Source organism: Ideonella sp. sgz306126 (assembly GCF_056032705.1).
This window is the reverse complement of sequence record NZ_JBVYWP010000003.1, coordinates 249509-264427: the sequence shown is the minus strand read 5'-3', so window position 1 is coordinate 264427 and position 14919 is coordinate 249509. Positions and strand designations below refer to the sequence as shown.

Genomic DNA, 14919 nt, shown 5'->3' with positions numbered 1-14919 from the left:
TCGCAGGGACGGGGGGCTTACTTGCCGTCGCCGCCGGGCACCTTGCCCTCGACCCCCTTGACGAAGAACTTCACGCCGCCCAGGAAGGCGTCGTCCGCCACCGCGTCCTTGGCGATCTCGACCTTGCCGGTGTTGTCGACGATCGGCCCTTTCCAGATCGAGAAGCTGCCGTCCTTCAGCCCGGCCTTGACCTTGTCGACCTTGTCCTTGAGTTCCGCCGGCACGTCGGGCGCCACCGACACCAGGTCGATCGCGCCTTCCTTGACGCCCCACCACTCACGGCTGGACTTCCAGGTGCCGTTGAGCACGTCCTGGGTAGCCTTGATGTAGAACGGCGCCCAGTTGATCGCCGACGAGGCCAGGTGGGCCTTCGGGCCGTAGGCGCTCATGTCGGAGTCCCAGCCGAACGCGCGCTTGCCTTTCTCCTGGGCGGTCTTGAGCACCGCCGGCGAGTCGGTGTTCTGCATCAGGATGTCGGCGCCGCCGTTGATCAGCGCGGTGGCCGCCTCGGTTTCCTTGGGCGGGTTGAACCACTCGTTGACCCAGACGACCTTGGTCTTGATCTTCGGGTTCACGCTTTGCGCGCCCAGCGTGAACGCGTTGATGTTGCGGATCACCTCGGGGATGGGGATCGAACCGACCACGCCCAGCGTGTTGGTCTTGGTCATGCCGCCGGCGATGATGCCGCACATGTACGCGCCCTCGTAGGTGCGGGTGTCGTAGGTGCCCATGTTGGGCGCGGTCTTGAAGCCGGTGGCATGCTCGAAGATGACCTTGGGGTTGTCGGCGGCCACCTTGAGCATCGGCTCCATGTAGCCGAAGGTGGTGCCGAAGATCAGCGTGTTGCCCTGGCCGATCAGGTCGCGGAAGACGCGCTCGGCGTCAGCCGCCTCCGGCACGTTCTCGACATAGGTGGTCTTGATCTTGTCGCCGAGTTCCTTTTCCAGCGCCTTGCGCGCGTTGTCGTGCGCGAAGGTCCAGCCGCCGTCCCCGACCGGGCCGACGTAGGCGAAGGCCACTTTCAGCGGGGCCGTGGACGCGGCGGCGGCGGGGGCCGAGGCGACCGCCGCGGGCTCGGCCGGCGCGGCAGGCGCCTCGTCCTTCTTGCCGCAACCCACCAGCGCCGCGGTGGCGGCCAGCGTGGACCAGCCTGCCAGTTGCAGCAGGCGACGTTTCTGGAACTTCGGGATGTCGGACATGGGCTCTCCGGTGGGTGGGTGAAAAAGTGTAGCCGCGCGACGCGAGGGCTGCGGCAGGGAACAAGGGGGCGCTCAGCCGCCCGGGAAGAAGGGTTTGCCCAGCGACGCCGGCATGTTGACGCGGATCCAGGTCGGGTTGCGCGAGATCAGCACCAGCACGACGACGGTCGCCAGGTAAGGCAGCATCGTCAGCCACTGGCTGGCGATCTGCACGCCTTCACCCTGCAACTGGAACTGCAGCATCGTGACGCCGCCGAACAGGTAGGCACCGAGCAAGATGCGGGCCGGCCGCCAGGTGGCGAAGGTGGTCAGCGCCAGCGCGATCCAGCCCTTGCCCGCCACCATGCCCTCGACCCACAGCGGCGTGTAGATCACCGACAGGTAGGCCCCCGCCAGCCCGCACAAGGCGCCGCCGGCCACCACCGCGGCCAGGCGGATGCGGCGCACCGGATAGCCCAGCGCGTGCGCCGACTCGGGCGACTCGCCCACCGCGCGCAACACCAGTCCGGCGCGGGTGCGGTAGAGGAACCAGGTCACCGCGAACATCAGCAGCACGGTCAGGTAGACCATGGGGTGCTGGCGGAACAGGGCCGGGCCGAAGAACGGCAGGTGCGACAGGCCGGGAATCGCGTAGTTGACCCGGTCGGTCAGGTGGGCCTGGGTGTAGTTGATGCCGGCAAAGGCCGAGATGCCGCTGCCGAACAGGCTCAGCGCCAGCCCGGTGGCGTACTGGTTGGTGTTGAGCCAGATCACCAGCCAGCCGAACACCGCCGACAGCAGCGCGCCCGAAACGGCCCCGGCGGCAAAGCCGGCCACGTCCGAGCCGGTGTGGAAGGCGGTCGCGAAGCCGGCGATCGCCGACACCAGCAACAAGCCCTCGGCCCCCAGGTTGATGACGCCGGAGCGTTCGTTGATCAGCAGGCCCAGCCCGGCGATGGCCAGCACCGTGCCGGCATTCAGCGTCGATGCGATCAGCAGTGCCAGTTCGTTCATGCCTTCACTCCCCGGAACCGGATGCGGTAGTGGATCAGCGTGTCGCAGGCCAGCAGCGCGAACAGCAGCAGGCCCTGGAACACGCCGGTCAGCGCCTTGGGCAGGCCCAGGCGCGATTGCGCCAGTTCGCCGCCGATGTAGAACATGCTCATCAGGATCGACGAGAACACGATGCCCACCGGGTGCAGGCGCCCGACGTAGGCCACGATGATCGCGGCGAAGCCATAGCCCGCCGGCACATAGGGCGAGAGCTGGCCCAGCGGCCCGGCCACTTCCAGGGCGCCTGCCAGTCCGGCGGCGCCGGCCGAGATCATCAAGGCCACCCACAAGGCCTTGCGCGACGAGAAGCCGGCATAGCGCGCGGCCGCCGGCGCCAGCCCGCCGACCTGCAGCGCGAAACCCTGGTAGGTGCGGAACAGGAAGGCCCACAGTCCGCCGACGCCGGCCAGCGCGATCACGACGCCGATGTTGGCCCGCAGGCCTTCGAACAGGCGGGGAATCTGGGTCACCGGCAGGAACGTGATGCTCTGCGGGAAGTTGTAGCCGTTCGGGTCCTTCCAGGGCCCGTACACCAGGTAGGCCAGCAGCATGTTGGCCACGTAGACCAGCATCAGGCTGACCAGGATCTCGCTGGCGTTGAAGCGGTCGCGCAGCAGCGCGACGATGGCCCCCCACAGCATGCCGCCCAGCACCCCGGCCACCAGGATGAGCGCGACGATCCAGCGCCCGGTGGCGGGGCCGGCCTGCATCGCCACCCAGCCGCCCGCCAGCGCGCCGAGCACGAACTGCCCCTCGGCGCCGATGTTCCAGACGTTGGAGCGGTAGCACACCGCCAGACCGAGCGCGATCAGCACGAGCGGCGCGGCCTTCACGCTCAGTTCGGACCAGGCATAGGCGTCCTTCACCGGTTCGACGAAGAACAGCTCCAGTCCGGCGAGCGGGCTCTTGCCGAGCAAGACGAACAATCCGATGCCCACCAGCACCGTGATCGCCAGCGCGATCAGCGGCGAGGCGAAGGACATCCACTGCGACGGCTGGGGCCGGGTTTCAAGCTTCAGCATGCGCGCCTCCGGTCGCCGAAGCGCCCTGCCACAGTCCGGACATCCATTCGCCGATCATTTCCACCGTGGCGTCCCGGGTGGCGACCGAGGGCGACAAGCGCCCCTGGGCGATCACCTGCAGGCGGTCGCAGATCTCGAACAGTTCGTCCAGCTCCTCGCTGACCACCAGCACCGCGCAGCCGGCATCGCGCAGGGCCAGCAACTCGCCGCGGATCTGCGCCGCGGCACCCACGTCGACGCCCCAGGTGGGTTGCGAAACGATCAACAGCTTGGGCCGTGCGTCGATTTCGCGCCCGACGATGAACTTCTGCAGGTTGCCGCCCGACAGCGAGCGTGCCACCGCGTCCGGCCCGCCGGCCTTGACCTTGAAGCGCGCGATCAGCTCGGCCGCCAGCGCACGCGTGGCCTTCAGGTCCAGCCAGCCCGAGGCGCCGACGTTCTCGGTGCGGGTCAGCAAGGTGTTCTGGGCCAGCGACAGCGTGGGCACGGCGCCGCGCCCCAGCCGCTCCTCGGGTACGAAATGCAGGCCGCGGTCGCGGCGGGTGCGCGGCGAGGTCGCCGAGATGTCCTGCCCGAACAGCGTGACCGAGCCTTGCGGGGCCCGCGGATCCTCGCCCGACAGCGCGGCCATCAACTCCTGCTGCCCGTTGCCCGAGACGCCGGCGATGCCGACCACCTCGCCGGCGCGCACGCTCAAGGCGACGTCGCGCAAGGCCATGCCGAACGGGTCCTGCTGCGCCAGCGACAACCCCTGCACCTGCAGCACCACGTCGCCGGCGGCCGACGCACGGTGCGTCAGCGCCGGCGGCTCGGCCCCGATCATCAGCCGCGACAGGCTGGCGTTGGTCTCCAGCGTCGGGTCGACCTCGCCGGTGACCTTGCCGCCGCGCAGCACCGTGCAGTGGTGGCACAGCGCGCGGATCTCGTCGAGCTTGTGGCTGATGTAGAGGATGCTGCAGCCCTCGTCGCTGAGCTTGCGCAGCGTGATGAAGAGCTTGTCGACCGCCTGCGGCGTCAGCACCGAGGTCGGCTCGTCCAGGATCAGCAGCTGCGGCTGGGTCAGCAGCGCACGAACGATCTCGACCCGCTGCCGCTCGCCCACGCTGAGGGTGTGCACCGGGCGCAGCGGGTCGACCTCCAGCCCGTAGCCGGCCGCCACCTCGCGGATGCGCGCGGTGACCTCGGCCAGGCTCATCGCCTTGTCCAGGCCGAGCCAGACGTTCTCGGCGGCGGTCAGCGTGTCGAACAGCGAGAAATGCTGGTAGACCATGCTGATGCCCAGTTGCCGGGCCTGCGCCGGGCTGTGGACCTGCACCGGCTGGCCATTCCACAGCAGCGTTCCGGCATCCGGCTTGACCGCGCCGTAGATGATCTTCATCAACGTGGACTTGCCGGCGCCGTTCTCGCCCAGCACGGCATGGATCTGGCCCGGCGCGACCGTGAGGCCGATGCCGTCGTTGGCCCTCACCGCCGGGTATTGCTTGGTGATGCCTTGCAGTTGCAGGCGCGGCGGTGGAGGCGGCATGGGGATGGCGGGTGGGAGGTGAAAGGACAGCGGAACAACAACTCAATCGGCGCGCCGGTACAACTCGACGCCGGCCACCCGCGTGCTGACCACATGGTCGTCACCGGCCAGCGTCAGCCAGGCAAACAGCGCATCATGCAAGTCTCGCGCCACCGCCTGTCTCCGTGTTTCCACCGGACTTCGCGCGCGATCCCAGATGACGACGTCGGCGAGTGTACCGGCGTCGAAACTGCCGATTTCGTGGGCCAGGCCCAGCGCCTCGGCCGCGCCGCGGGTCGCGGCATGCAGCAAGGCCCAGGCCGTGACCCGCCGGCCGGCCAGCGCCTGCACCTTGTAGGCATCGGCCAGCGTGCGCAGCATGGACAGGCTGGTCCCGCCGCCGACGTCGCAGGCCATCGTGACCGCCGCGCCCCGCGCCCGCGCCGCCGGCCAATCGAACAGGCCGCTGCCCAGGAACAGGTTCGATGAGGGGCAGAACGCCAGGACGGCGCCGCTGTCCTGCAGCAGCGCGCGGTCGCGATCGTCGAGCCAGATGCCATGGGCCAGCATCGACCTCGGGCCGAGCAGCCCGAAATGCCGGTACACGTCCAGGTAGCTGCGCGACCAGGGGAACAGCTCGGCGACCCAGCGCACCTCGTCGCGGTTCTCGGCCACGTGGGTCTGCAGGTAGACGCCCGGGTGCGCGGCGATCAGCGCGCCGGCCATCGCCAGCTGGCCCTCGCTCGAGGTCGGCGCGAAGCGCGGCGTCACCGCGTAGGCCAGCCGGCCGCGGCCATGCCAGCGGGCGATCAGGTCGGCGCAATCGCGCTCAGCGTGGATCACGTCGTCCCGCAAGGCGTCGGGGGCATGGCGATCCATCAGCACCTTGCCGGCGATCAGCCGCATGCCGCGCGACCGGGCAGCCTCGAACAGCGCGTCGACCGAGCCCTTGTGGACCGTCGGAAACACCATCGCCGACGTGGTCCCGGTGGCCAGCAGGCCGTCCAGGAACAGGCCGGACATCGCCGCCGCGTGGGCCGGATCGGCCATCCGCGCCTCGGCGGGAAAGGTGTGCGTCTCCAGCCAGTCCAGCAGGGCCGAGCCCCAGGCACCCAGCACGTCGATCTGCGCGCTGTGCACATGGGTGTCGATGAAGCCGGGCAGGATCAGCCGGCCGGCGTGGCGCTGCTGCGGCCAGCTCGCGTCCGGCGCCTCGGCCTGCACGCCGGCGATACGCCCGTCCTCGATCAGCAGCCAGTGCGCGGCGCGGTAGCGGACCCCGTGCGGCGACGGATCGTCCAGCGCCGGCTCGCCGGCGAAGTCGAGCAAGTCGCCGAACAAGGCCAGGCGGGTCGGGCTGTGCGGCATCAGGCGCCCGCCTTGCCGCCCGGGCGGCCGGCGGCGTCGGCCGCCAAGCCGCGCGCCACCTCGCGCACCTGCTCACGCACCCAGCGTGCACCGGCCGAGGCGTGCGTGCGCTCGTGCCACAGCTGGTAGTAGGCCAAGGCCGGAAAGCTCACCGGGCAGCGCACGATGCGCACCGGCAGGCGGCCCAGATGACGCAGGCAGAACTGGCGTCCGGTGGTCAGCACCAGCCGGCTCTGAGCAACCATCGTCGGCACCAGGCTGAAGTGGGCGCTGCGGACCGTGATGCGGCGCTGCTTGCCCTGCAGGGCCAGGTGCTCGTCGATGATGCCGCGCCCGCCCGCGTGCAGCGCCGTCGGCGCCACGTGGTCGCTGTCGAGATAGCGGGCCTCGTTCCACTGGCGCGGGTTGGTCACCGCGGGATGATCGGCGGCGACCAGGCACACGACTTCGTCCGAGGTCAGTCGCCCCAGGTGCAGCTCGCCCGGCGGCTGCAGCCAGTTGCCGATCACCAGGTCGACCTCGCCGGTGGCCAGCTTGCGCCGGTAGTCGAAATCCGCCGACAGCGGGTCGATCTCGATCTGCAGCAACGGGGCCTCGCGCTGCAGCCGGTGGACGATGCCCGGCAGAAAGAGCGGATCCAGGTAGTCGCTGGCGGCCACCCGCACGACGTGGGTGGCCCGCTTCGGGTCGAACCGGGCCCCGGCAGCGCCTCGCCCGAACAACCGGTCCGCTTCCTGCAACAGATGCTCGGCGGGCGCCAGCAAGGCTTGCGCGGTGTCGGTGGGCACCATGCCGGTGCCGCCGCGCACCAACAAAGCGTCGCCGGTCAGCGTGCGCAGGCGCCGCAGCTGGGCGCTGACCAAGGGCTGGGTGCTGCCCAGCCGCAGGGCGGCGCGCGAGACACTGCGTTCCGAGATCACGGTGTGGAGGACCTTGACAAGATGGAGGTCGATGTTCGCGAATTCCGGCCGCATGGTCATACGTCTTTGCATATCCACTTCATGTGTCATATCGTATAGAAATCCCGTATCCACGGGCTACTGTCCTGCCATGCTTGAAGATTCGCCCCGCCCGATCCGCTTCGTCTTTCGCGGCCAGACCGTGGAAGTCCCCGCCGCCGAACCGACCCGCAGCGTGCTGCAGTGGCTGCGCGAGGACGCCCGGGCCTGCGGCAGCAAGGAAGGTTGCGCCGAAGGCGACTGCGGCGCCTGCACGGTCATCGTGGCCGAGCTGGCCGACGCCGTGCAGGGCGACTCGCGCGCGGTCGTGCGCGACGGCGTCGCGCTGCGGCCGGTCAACGCCTGCATTCGCTTCCTGCCCACGCTGGACGGCAAGGCCTTGCTGACCGTCGAAGACCTGGCCGGCAGCGGTCCCGACGCGACGCTGCATCCAGCCCAGCAGGCCTTGCTGGACACGCACGGATCGCAATGCGGCTTCTGCACCCCGGGCTTCGCCGTGTCGATGGCGATCTCGCACGAACGCCACCGCTGCAGCGGCCGGCGCCCGGGACGCGCCGAACTGGCGGACGACCTCGCCGGCAATCTGTGCCGCTGCACCGGCTACCGACCCATCCTCGACGCCGCCGAGCGCATGGGCGAGCAGCCCCAGCACGGCCTGGCTCTGGAGGGCCTGGCCGACGCCCTGCGCGCGCTGCAGACGGCCCCGGCGCTGGACTGGCCCGGGCGATACCACGCGCCCCGCCGCCTGGACGACCTCGCGGCGCTGCGCGTGCGCCTGCCCGAGGCGCGGCTGGTGGCCGGCGCCACCGACGTGGGCCTGTGGGTGACCAAGCAGCTACGCCCACTCGGCGACATTCTCTGGCTGGGCGATGTGGCCGAGCTGCGGCAGATGCGCGTTGCCGACGGCGGGCTGAGCATCGGCGCCGCCGTGCCACTGGAGGACGCCTGGCACGCGCTGGCCCGGCGCTGGCCAGCGCTGACCGAGATGGGCCGGCGCTTCGCCGGGCCGCCGGTGCGCCACGCCGGCACGCTGGTGGGCAACCTGGCCAACGGCTCGCCGATCGGCGACAGCGCGCCGGCGTTGATCGCGCTGGGGGCCCGCCTGCGCCTGCGCCGGGGCGCGCGGCGCCGCGAGCTGCCGCTGCAGGACTTCTATCTCGACTACATGAAGAACGCGCTGGAGGCGGGCGAGTTCGTCGAGGCCGTTTGGATACCGGCCGACGCGGCGGCATCGGCCGAGGGCTGGACCCTGAGGGCCTGGAAGATCTCGAAGCGGTTCGATTGCGACATCTCCGCCGTCAGCGCCGGGCTGGCGATCCGGCTGCAGGGCGATGCGGTGGTCGAGGCCCGGCTCGCGTTCGGCGGCATGGCCGGCATCGTCAAGCGCGCCGCCGCCGCCGAGGCGGCGATGCAGGGGCAGCCCTGGGACGAGGCCACGCTGGCCGGCGCGATGACCGCGCTCGACACCGACTTCAGCCCGCTGAGCGACCTGCGCGCCAGCGCCGGCTATCGCCGCCTGGCCGCACGCGGCCTGCTGCAGCGGCTGTGGCTGGAAACCCGGACCACGAACCCGCTGCCGGCCGACGCGCTGCGTGCGTTCGCCGGCACGCATTGAGGTGCCACCGATGGACATGACCTCGCCCTGGCCTCCGGCCGCCTCGTCCGAATCCGCCGTGGGCCGCCCGTTGCCGCACGAATCGGCGCACCTGCACGTGACCGGCCGCGCGGCCTACACCGACGACCTTCCCGAACCCGCCGGCACGCTGCACGCGGCGCTCGGCCTGTCGCCGGTGGCACATGGCCGGCTGCTGTCGATCGACCTTGCCGCGCTGCGCGAGATGCCGGGCGTGGTGGCGGTGCTGACCGCGGCCGACGTGCCGGGCCTGAACGACTGCGGGCCGATCGTCCACGACGATCCGATCCTGGCGGACCAGACCCTGAGCTACCTGGGACAGCCGGTGTATGCCGTGATCGCCGGCGACCGTGACGCGGCCCGCCGCGCCGCCGCCCGGGCCCGCCACGTGTTGGCGATCGAACCACTGCCGCCGGTGCTGGACCTGCGCGAGGCCCATGCCGCCGGTCAGTACGTGGTGCCGCCGATGCACCTGACCCGCTCGACCCGATCCGATGGCGTCGCCGGCGCGATCGCCAGCGCGCCGCACCGGCTCGCCGACAGCTTTCGCCTGGGCGGACAGGAGCAGTTCTACCTGGAAGGTCAGGTCGCATTCGCCTGGCCACAGGACGACGGCGGCCTGCTGGTGCATTGCTCGACCCAGCATCCCAGCGAGATGCAGGCCGTCGTGGCGCATGCGCTGGCGCTGCCGCTGCACAGCGTGCAGGTCAGCTGCAGGCGCATGGGCGGCGGCTTCGGCGGCAAGGAGTCGCAATCGGCGCTGTTCGCCTGCGTGGCCGCGCTGGCGGCCGCCCGTCTGCGCCGGCCGGTCAAGCTGCGGGTCGACCGCGACGATGACTTTCTGATCACCGGCCGGCGCCACGGCTTCGAGTTCGACTGGGAGGCCGGCTTCGGCGACGACGGCCGGGTGCTGGGACTGGCCGTGACGATGCTGGGCCAGGCCGGCCACTCGGCCGATCTCTCCGCGCCGGTGCTGACGCGGGCGATCTGCCACCTGGACAACGCCTACTGGCTGCCCGAGGTCGAGATCCACGGCTACCTGCCGCGCACCCACACGCAGAGCAACACCGCGTTCCGCGGCTTCGGCGGGCCGCAGGGCGCGCTGGTGATCGAGCTGGTGATCGACCAGATCGCCCGCCACCTCGGGCTCGACCCGCTGGCCGTGCGCCGCGCCAACTGGTATGGCTGCAGCGAGCGCAACGTCACGCCGTACGGGCAGACGGTGAGCGACAACGTGATCGCGCCGCTGGTCGATGAACTGGTCCGCACGGCCGACCCGATCGCGCGCCGGCGCGAGATCGACGCCTTCAACGCCCACAGCCCGGTGCTGAAGAAGGGCCTGGCGCTGACGCCAGTGAAGTTCGGCATCTCGTTCAACGTCAACCACTTCAACCAGGCCGGCGCCCTGGTGCACGTCTACCTGGACGGGTCGGTGCTGGTCAACCATGGCGGCACCGAGATGGGCCAGGGACTGAACACCAAGGTGGCCCAGGTGGTGGCGCACGAACTGGGGCTGCCGCTGGAGCGCGTGCGCAGCAGCGCCACCGACACGGCCAAGATCGCCAACACTTCGGCCACGGCGGCGTCCACCGGCAGCGACCTGAACGGCAAGGCGGCCCAGGACGCGGCGCGCCGGATCCGCGACCGGCTGGCCGCCGTCGCGGCGGCCGAATGGTCGCTGGCCGCCGACACGCTGAGCTTCTCCGGCGGCTCGGTCCACGCGCCCGACGGCCGCCGGATGCCTTTCTCCGAGCTGGTCCGCAAAGCCTACGTCGCCCGGGTCCAGTTGTGGAGCGACGGCTTCTACGCCACGCCCGGCCTGCACTGGGACTACCAGACCCTCACCGGCCACCCGTTCTACTATTTCGCGTACGGGGCGGCGGTGGCCGAGGTGGTGCTGGACACGCTGACCGGCGAATGGCGGCTGCTGCGCGCCGACCTGCTGCACGATGTGGGCCGGTCGCTGAACCCGGCCATCGACATCGGCCAGATCGAAGGCGGCTTCGTCCAGGGCATGGGCTGGCTCACCAGCGAGGAACTGGTCTGGCACCCACAGAGCGGCGCGCTGCTGACCCATGCGCCGTCGACCTACAAGATCCCGACCGCCAACGACGTGCCGGCCGCCTTCCACACCCGGCTGTTCGACAACGCCAACGCGCTCGACAGCATCCATCGCAGCAAGGCGGTGGGCGAGCCCCCGCTGCTGCTGGGCTTCGCGGTGTTCCTGGCGCTGCGCGATGCGGTGGCCGCCTGCGGACCGGCCGGCGCCCAGCCGCCGCTGTCGGCCCCGGCCACGCCCGAGGCCTTGCTGCGTGCGGTGCACGCGGTGCAGGCCACGGGTGGCCGGTGATGGGGTCGGCCGCCCCAGGCGCCTTCGACGAGGCCGTTGGCGAGCCTGAAGCCGATGCCGCGCTGGCGCAGCGCTGGCTGGACGCCGGCATCGCCGCCCTCGTGGTCTCGGTCGAAGCCACCCGGGGGTCGGTGCCCCGCAACGACGGCACCCGCATGCTGGTCAGCGACGAGCTCGTGGCCGGTACCATCGGGGGCGGCCATCTCGAATGGCAGGCGATCGCACGGGCCCGCCAGTACCTGGCCGCCGGCCAAGCCCCCCCCCCGGCCTGGCCGGTGGCCCTGGGGCCCTCGCTGGGCCAATGTTGCGGCGGCACCTTGACGCTGCGATTCGAGGTTCTGAACCCAGCCAGCGTGGCCGCGTGGCCGGCCCCGGCACCGCGGTTCGCCCTGCAGCTGTATGGCGCCGGGCATGTCGGCCGGGCGATCGTCCGCCTGCTCGCCCAGTTGCCCTGCCAGGTGCGCTGGGTCGACGAGCGCGACGACGCGTTCGCGGGCATCGCGCTGCCCGCCCACATCGAGGCGGTCGGCGCCGAGCCGCTCGTCGACGAAGTGGCCGCCGCGCCGCCCGGCGCCTTTCACCTGGTGATGACCCACCGCCACGACCGCGACCTCGCGCTGGCCGAGGCGATTCTGCGGCGTGACGATGTCGGTTGGTTCGGCATGATCGGCTCGGCGACCAAGCGCGCCCGCTTCGACCACCGGCTGAGTGCGCGAGGCATCGCGCCCGCCACGCTGGAGCGGATGGTCTGCCCGATCGGTTTGCCCGGGATCGCCGGCAAGGAGCCCGCGGTCATCGCCGTCTCGGTGGTGGCCCAAATGCTGCAGCAGCATAAGTTCAGTCAAAAAATGTTTTAGGGGTTGGACGCTCAAAGGCCACTCACGTCGCTCCCGCGGTGCAACAATCTGCCGCAGGCCCGCTGACAGAGGAGGTTTTGATGAACATCGATGGCATGACCGCCCTGGCCGGGCTGATCGTGGGCTTGATGGTGGGCGTGACCGGCGTCGGCGGCGGCTCGCTGATGACCCCAATCCTGGTGCTGCTGTTCGGCGTCGCGCCGCAGACCGCCGTCGGAACCGACCTGCTGTTCGCCTCCGTCACGAAGCTGTTCGGCACCGCCGTCCACCAGCGGCACGGCTCGGTGGACTGGCCGGTGGTGCGACGCCTGGCCTGGGGCAGCCTGCCGGCTGCGGCGCTGACGCTGGCATGGATGAAGCTCTCGCACACCTCGCCGGTCAAGGACAGCGTGATCATCGACATGGTGGCCGTGATGCTGCTGGTCACCGCGACCGGCATGCTGCTGAAAGAGCGGCTGCATGGGCTGGGCCGCCATCTGCGGCTGAGCCAGGCGCAGCAGTTCAAGCTCGCCCAGCCGGCCTTGACGGTCGCCGCCGGGCTGCTGCTGGGCGTGCTGGTGACGCTGACCTCGATCGGCGCCGGCGCGCTGGGCACCGTGATGCTGGTCTACCTGTACCCGCTGCGCCTGAATTCAGGCAAGCTGGTCGGCACCGATCTGGCCCACGCCATCCCGCTGGCCCTGATCGCCGGCCTGGGCCACCTGGGCCTGGGCAACGTGAACGGCAGCCTGCTGCTGAACCTGTTGCTGGGGTCCGTCCCTGGCGTGGTCCTCGGCGCCCTGGTCAGCGCGCGGGCGCCGGGCCTGCTGGTGCGCTATGCGATGGCCACCACGCTGAGCGCCGTGGCGGTGAAGATGCTGATGCGCTGACCCGCGCGGGTCAGGTGCCCGCCAGATCGCTCAGGCGGGCCCGGTTGAGCACGTGCACCGTGTAGCCGGCAACGGCGATCACCCCTTGGCTCGAGAAGCTGCGCATCAGACGCGACAAGGTCTCGGGCGTGATCGCGAGCTGAGACGCGATGTCGCGCTTGCGCATCGGCAACTGCACCTGACCGCGTCCCGGCGCCGCCGGATCGGGCAGGCAGCGCTCACTGAGCCAGGCGGCCAGGCGGGCCGGCGCATCCTTGTGCATCAGGTCGTGGGTATTGCCCGCCAGTTCACGGACTTCGCGTGCCAGCGACGTGATCAACCGGCGCGACAGCCCCGGATTGCGCTCCAGCACCGACTGCAAGGCCTCGCGCGGCAGATCCACCACCGTGGTGGTGCTCATCGCCCGCGCATCCAGCGCGTAGTTCTCGCCCAGCCAGCCGGCGCTCACGTCCAACCAGGCCGGACCGTGCATGTGGCGCTCGGTCCGGAAGGCGCCCTCGTCGGCACGCACGCCCAGCGCAACGTCGCCCTCGGTGATCAGGATCAACGAGCGGGCCCGCTCCTGGCGGGCAAACAAGGTCGCGCCAGGGGCCACGCGGCGGGCCCGCGCCACTTCATTCAGTGCGTTGCACTCGCCCGCGGTGACGGCCAGCCCGCCGAACAGCGCACCCCACTGCCGCACATCGGGCAGCAAGGAAGCCGGCAAGCCGCCCAGGGCCGGCGCGGCCGGCGGGCGGGCCGACGCCCGCAGGCGGGTCAGCGGTGCGCGCTCGGGAAGCCCCCCCTCGTCCAGCGCACCGAGAGCCCCCTGCGGCGCGCGGATGCCTGGCGGCACCGAGGCCGCGCCGGCGGCGTCCTTACGGGGGCTGATGCTCTGGTGATCCATGCGATGCTCGCGCTCTTGTTTCCCTGCTTGATGGTGGGCACTGTCACGCAGCCTCAGCGGCCTCGTGTTGCGCCAGATCAAGCACGCTCCCCGCCGCGACGGGACCCGCGCGTCCTCGCGACCTGCCTCAAACCCGAGCACGCCGTGCGCGGCGTTGCGCAGCGCGGCATCACGCGCCCTCACCCTTGTCGATCAATTCAGGGTAGAATGCGTCGGTAATCCTCGCTCCGGACCGTCGTTCTGAAGGTCTCTGCTGTATTCCACCGGCTTCTGCCCGGTTGGGCTCGGTCGAAATTCCCCCGGTGATCTTGTGCGTGTGACTGCGCCGCGCTGTCGTGCAGTTTTTGCGTCACGACCGCGCTTCATCACTGACTCAATTAAGGAATTTCCATGAGCAACCCCACCCAAACTGGCCGCGTGACCTGGTTCAATGACTCCAAGGGCTACGGCTTCATCGCTCCCGACGACGGCAGCAAGGACCTGTTCGCCCATTTCCGCGAGATCAAGGCCGAGGGTTTCAAGACCCTGGTCGAGAACCAGCGCGTCGAGTTCGAAGTGACGCAAGGCCAGAAGGGCCTGCAAGCGTCGAACATTCGCGTCATCTGACGCCACGGCGGGGCCGCGGCCCCGCCCCTTCGCCGCGCGCACCGCAGGCCGGTACCTCCCCGCGAGGGGCCCGGCCGATCGCCCTCCGGCGACGATGCCGAGCAGCCCGCGGCGAACAGGAAGACTTTCATCGATACCTTTATTCCCATCCAGGTCGGCAAGTACCTGGTATCACCGCTGACGCGCGAGCTTGGTTTGAACCGCTACGCCGCGTCGGTGTCCATCCGTTCGGGTCACGGCCGAGGTACCCACGACAGGGTGCTGCGGCTGCTGCCGATCTTCGCCGACGCACCGTCTGCGGGACGCTACGCCACCGAGCAAGGCCTGGCCTGGGTGCGCGGCGCCCACCATCCCGAACCAACCGGCCTGCACGGCCAAGGAAACTGATCATGGCCAAGGAAGAACTGATCGAGATGCAAGGCGTGGTGCAGGAAGTGCTGCCCGACTCGCGTTTCCGCGTCCTGCTGGACAACGGCCACCAACTCGTCGCCTACACCTCGGGCAAGATGCGCAAGCACCACATCCGCATCCTGGCCGGCGACCCGGTGTCACTGGAGTTGTCGCCGTACGACCTGAGCAAGGGCCGCATCACCTTCCGGCACCTGGGCAATTCGCGCCGCCCGATCTGAATGCC

The 14919-nt window shown here is 70.4% G+C and carries 14 protein-coding genes; 7 read left to right on the top strand and 7 right to left on the bottom strand.

What is annotated here, in order from left to right; all coding sequences use genetic code 11:
* Nucleotides 1–17: 17 nt before the first annotated feature.
* The 6 genes from AC0N04_RS09655 to AC0N04_RS09630 all read right to left on the bottom strand — a co-directional run bounded on the left by AC0N04_RS09655 (nucleotide 18) and on the right by AC0N04_RS09630 (nucleotide 7105).
* Entirely contained in the window at nucleotides 18–1190 is a 1173-nt protein-coding gene (locus AC0N04_RS09655) for a BMP family ABC transporter substrate-binding protein (protein ID WP_474282033.1), read from the bottom strand.
* An 81-nt stretch (nucleotides 1191–1271) separates the two neighbouring features.
* Nucleotides 1272–2192 carry an ABC transporter permease gene (locus tag AC0N04_RS09650; protein WP_474280972.1) on the bottom strand — a complete coding sequence of 307 codons (921 nt, stop codon included), beginning with the start codon at nucleotides 2190–2192 and terminating at the stop codon, nucleotides 1272–1274.
* Entirely contained in the window at nucleotides 2189–3253 is a 1065-nt protein-coding gene (locus AC0N04_RS09645; RefSeq protein WP_474280970.1) for an ABC transporter permease, read from the bottom strand. Before AC0N04_RS09645 ends, AC0N04_RS09650 begins: the two co-directional genes overlap by 4 nt.
* Complete coding sequence (locus tag AC0N04_RS09640) at nucleotides 3240–4778, bottom strand: ABC transporter ATP-binding protein (RefSeq protein WP_474280968.1); 1539 nt, start codon at nucleotides 4776–4778, stop codon at nucleotides 3240–3242. The genes AC0N04_RS09645 and AC0N04_RS09640 overlap by 14 nt, the downstream gene beginning before the upstream one ends.
* A gap of 42 nt (nucleotides 4779–4820) precedes the next feature.
* Nucleotides 4821–6125 (bottom strand): guanine deaminase, encoded by a 1305-nt coding sequence (gene guaD / locus AC0N04_RS09635; RefSeq protein WP_474280966.1) that lies wholly within the window; start codon nucleotides 6123–6125, stop codon nucleotides 4821–4823.
* Nucleotides 6125–7105, bottom strand: coding sequence for a LysR family transcriptional regulator (locus tag AC0N04_RS09630; RefSeq protein WP_474280964.1), 981 nt, complete (start codon nucleotides 7103–7105; stop codon nucleotides 6125–6127). The genes guaD and AC0N04_RS09630 overlap by 1 nt, the downstream gene beginning before the upstream one ends.
* A 70-nt stretch (nucleotides 7106–7175) precedes the next feature.
* Here AC0N04_RS09630 and xdhA point away from each other — a divergent pair, with 70 nt between their 5' ends.
* The 4 genes from xdhA to AC0N04_RS09610 all read left to right on the top strand — a co-directional run bounded on the left by xdhA (nucleotide 7176) and on the right by AC0N04_RS09610 (nucleotide 12793).
* Complete coding sequence (xdhA, locus tag AC0N04_RS09625; protein WP_474280962.1) at nucleotides 7176–8699, top strand: xanthine dehydrogenase small subunit; 1524 nt, start codon at nucleotides 7176–7178, stop codon at nucleotides 8697–8699.
* Nucleotides 8700–8715: 16 nt separating this feature from the next.
* The gene (gene xdhB, locus AC0N04_RS09620) at nucleotides 8716–11067 is read left to right on the top strand and encodes a xanthine dehydrogenase molybdopterin binding subunit (protein ID WP_474282031.1); all 2352 of its coding nucleotides are present in this window, start codon (nucleotides 8716–8718) and stop codon (nucleotides 11065–11067) included.
* Nucleotides 11067–11924, top strand: a complete 858-nt coding sequence (gene xdhC / locus AC0N04_RS09615) for a xanthine dehydrogenase accessory protein XdhC (protein WP_474280960.1) — start codon at nucleotides 11067–11069, stop codon at nucleotides 11922–11924. Before xdhB ends, xdhC begins: the two co-directional genes overlap by 1 nt.
* A gap of 80 nt (nucleotides 11925–12004) precedes the next feature.
* On the top strand, nucleotides 12005–12793 hold the full coding sequence (locus AC0N04_RS09610) for a sulfite exporter TauE/SafE family protein (RefSeq protein WP_474280958.1): 789 nt from the start codon (nucleotides 12005–12007) through the stop codon (nucleotides 12791–12793).
* Nucleotides 12794–12803: 10 nt separating this feature from the next.
* Here the strand turns inward: AC0N04_RS09610 and AC0N04_RS09605 are convergent, their stop codons facing one another.
* On the bottom strand, nucleotides 12804–13679 hold the full coding sequence (locus AC0N04_RS09605; RefSeq protein ID WP_474280956.1) for a Crp/Fnr family transcriptional regulator: 876 nt from the start codon (nucleotides 13677–13679) through the stop codon (nucleotides 12804–12806).
* A 390-nt stretch (nucleotides 13680–14069) separates the two neighbouring features.
* Here AC0N04_RS09605 and AC0N04_RS09600 point away from each other — a divergent pair, with 390 nt between their 5' ends.
* The 3 genes from AC0N04_RS09600 to infA all read left to right on the top strand — a co-directional run bounded on the left by AC0N04_RS09600 (nucleotide 14070) and on the right by infA (nucleotide 14914).
* Nucleotides 14070–14285, top strand: coding sequence for a cold-shock protein (locus AC0N04_RS09600; RefSeq protein WP_474280954.1), 216 nt, complete (start codon nucleotides 14070–14072; stop codon nucleotides 14283–14285).
* A 216-nt stretch (nucleotides 14286–14501) separates the two neighbouring features.
* The gene (locus AC0N04_RS09595) at nucleotides 14502–14672 is read left to right on the top strand and encodes a hypothetical protein (protein WP_474280952.1); all 171 of its coding nucleotides are present in this window, start codon (nucleotides 14502–14504) and stop codon (nucleotides 14670–14672) included.
* 2 nt (nucleotides 14673–14674) lie between these two features.
* Nucleotides 14675–14914 (top strand): translation initiation factor IF-1, encoded by a 240-nt coding sequence (gene infA / locus AC0N04_RS09590; RefSeq protein ID WP_474280950.1) that lies wholly within the window; start codon nucleotides 14675–14677, stop codon nucleotides 14912–14914.
* Nucleotides 14915–14919: the final 5 nt, after the last annotated feature.

Bases quoted from the DNA above. Each gene is read 5' to 3' on its own strand.
- AC0N04_RS09650 (WP_474280972.1), bottom strand. From the start codon at position 2,192: ATGAACGAACTGGCACTGCTGATCGCATCGACGCTGAATGCCGGCACG.
- AC0N04_RS09645 (WP_474280970.1), bottom strand. From the start codon at position 3,253: ATGCTGAAGCTTGAAACCCGGCCCCAGCCGTCGCAGTGGATGTCCTTC.
- AC0N04_RS09640 (WP_474280968.1), bottom strand. From the start codon at position 4,778: ATGCCGCCTCCACCGCCGCGCCTGCAACTGCAAGGCATCACCAAGCAA.
- guaD (WP_474280966.1), bottom strand. From the start codon at position 6,125: ATGCCGCACAGCCCGACCCGCCTGGCCTTGTTCGGCGACTTGCTCGAC.
- AC0N04_RS09630 (WP_474280964.1), bottom strand. From the start codon at position 7,105: ATGACCATGCGGCCGGAATTCGCGAACATCGACCTCCATCTTGTCAAG.
- xdhA (WP_474280962.1), top strand. From the start codon at position 7,176: ATGCTTGAAGATTCGCCCCGCCCGATCCGCTTCGTCTTTCGCGGCCAG.
- xdhB (WP_474282031.1), top strand. From the start codon at position 8,716: ATGACCTCGCCCTGGCCTCCGGCCGCCTCGTCCGAATCCGCCGTGGGC.
- xdhC (WP_474280960.1), top strand. From the start codon at position 11,067: ATGGGGTCGGCCGCCCCAGGCGCCTTCGACGAGGCCGTTGGCGAGCCT.
- AC0N04_RS09610 (WP_474280958.1), top strand. From the start codon at position 12,005: ATGAACATCGATGGCATGACCGCCCTGGCCGGGCTGATCGTGGGCTTG.
- AC0N04_RS09605 (WP_474280956.1), bottom strand. From the start codon at position 13,679: ATGGATCACCAGAGCATCAGCCCCCGTAAGGACGCCGCCGGCGCGGCC.
- AC0N04_RS09600 (WP_474280954.1), top strand. From the start codon at position 14,070: ATGAGCAACCCCACCCAAACTGGCCGCGTGACCTGGTTCAATGACTCC.
- infA (WP_474280950.1), top strand. From the start codon at position 14,675: ATGGCCAAGGAAGAACTGATCGAGATGCAAGGCGTGGTGCAGGAAGTG.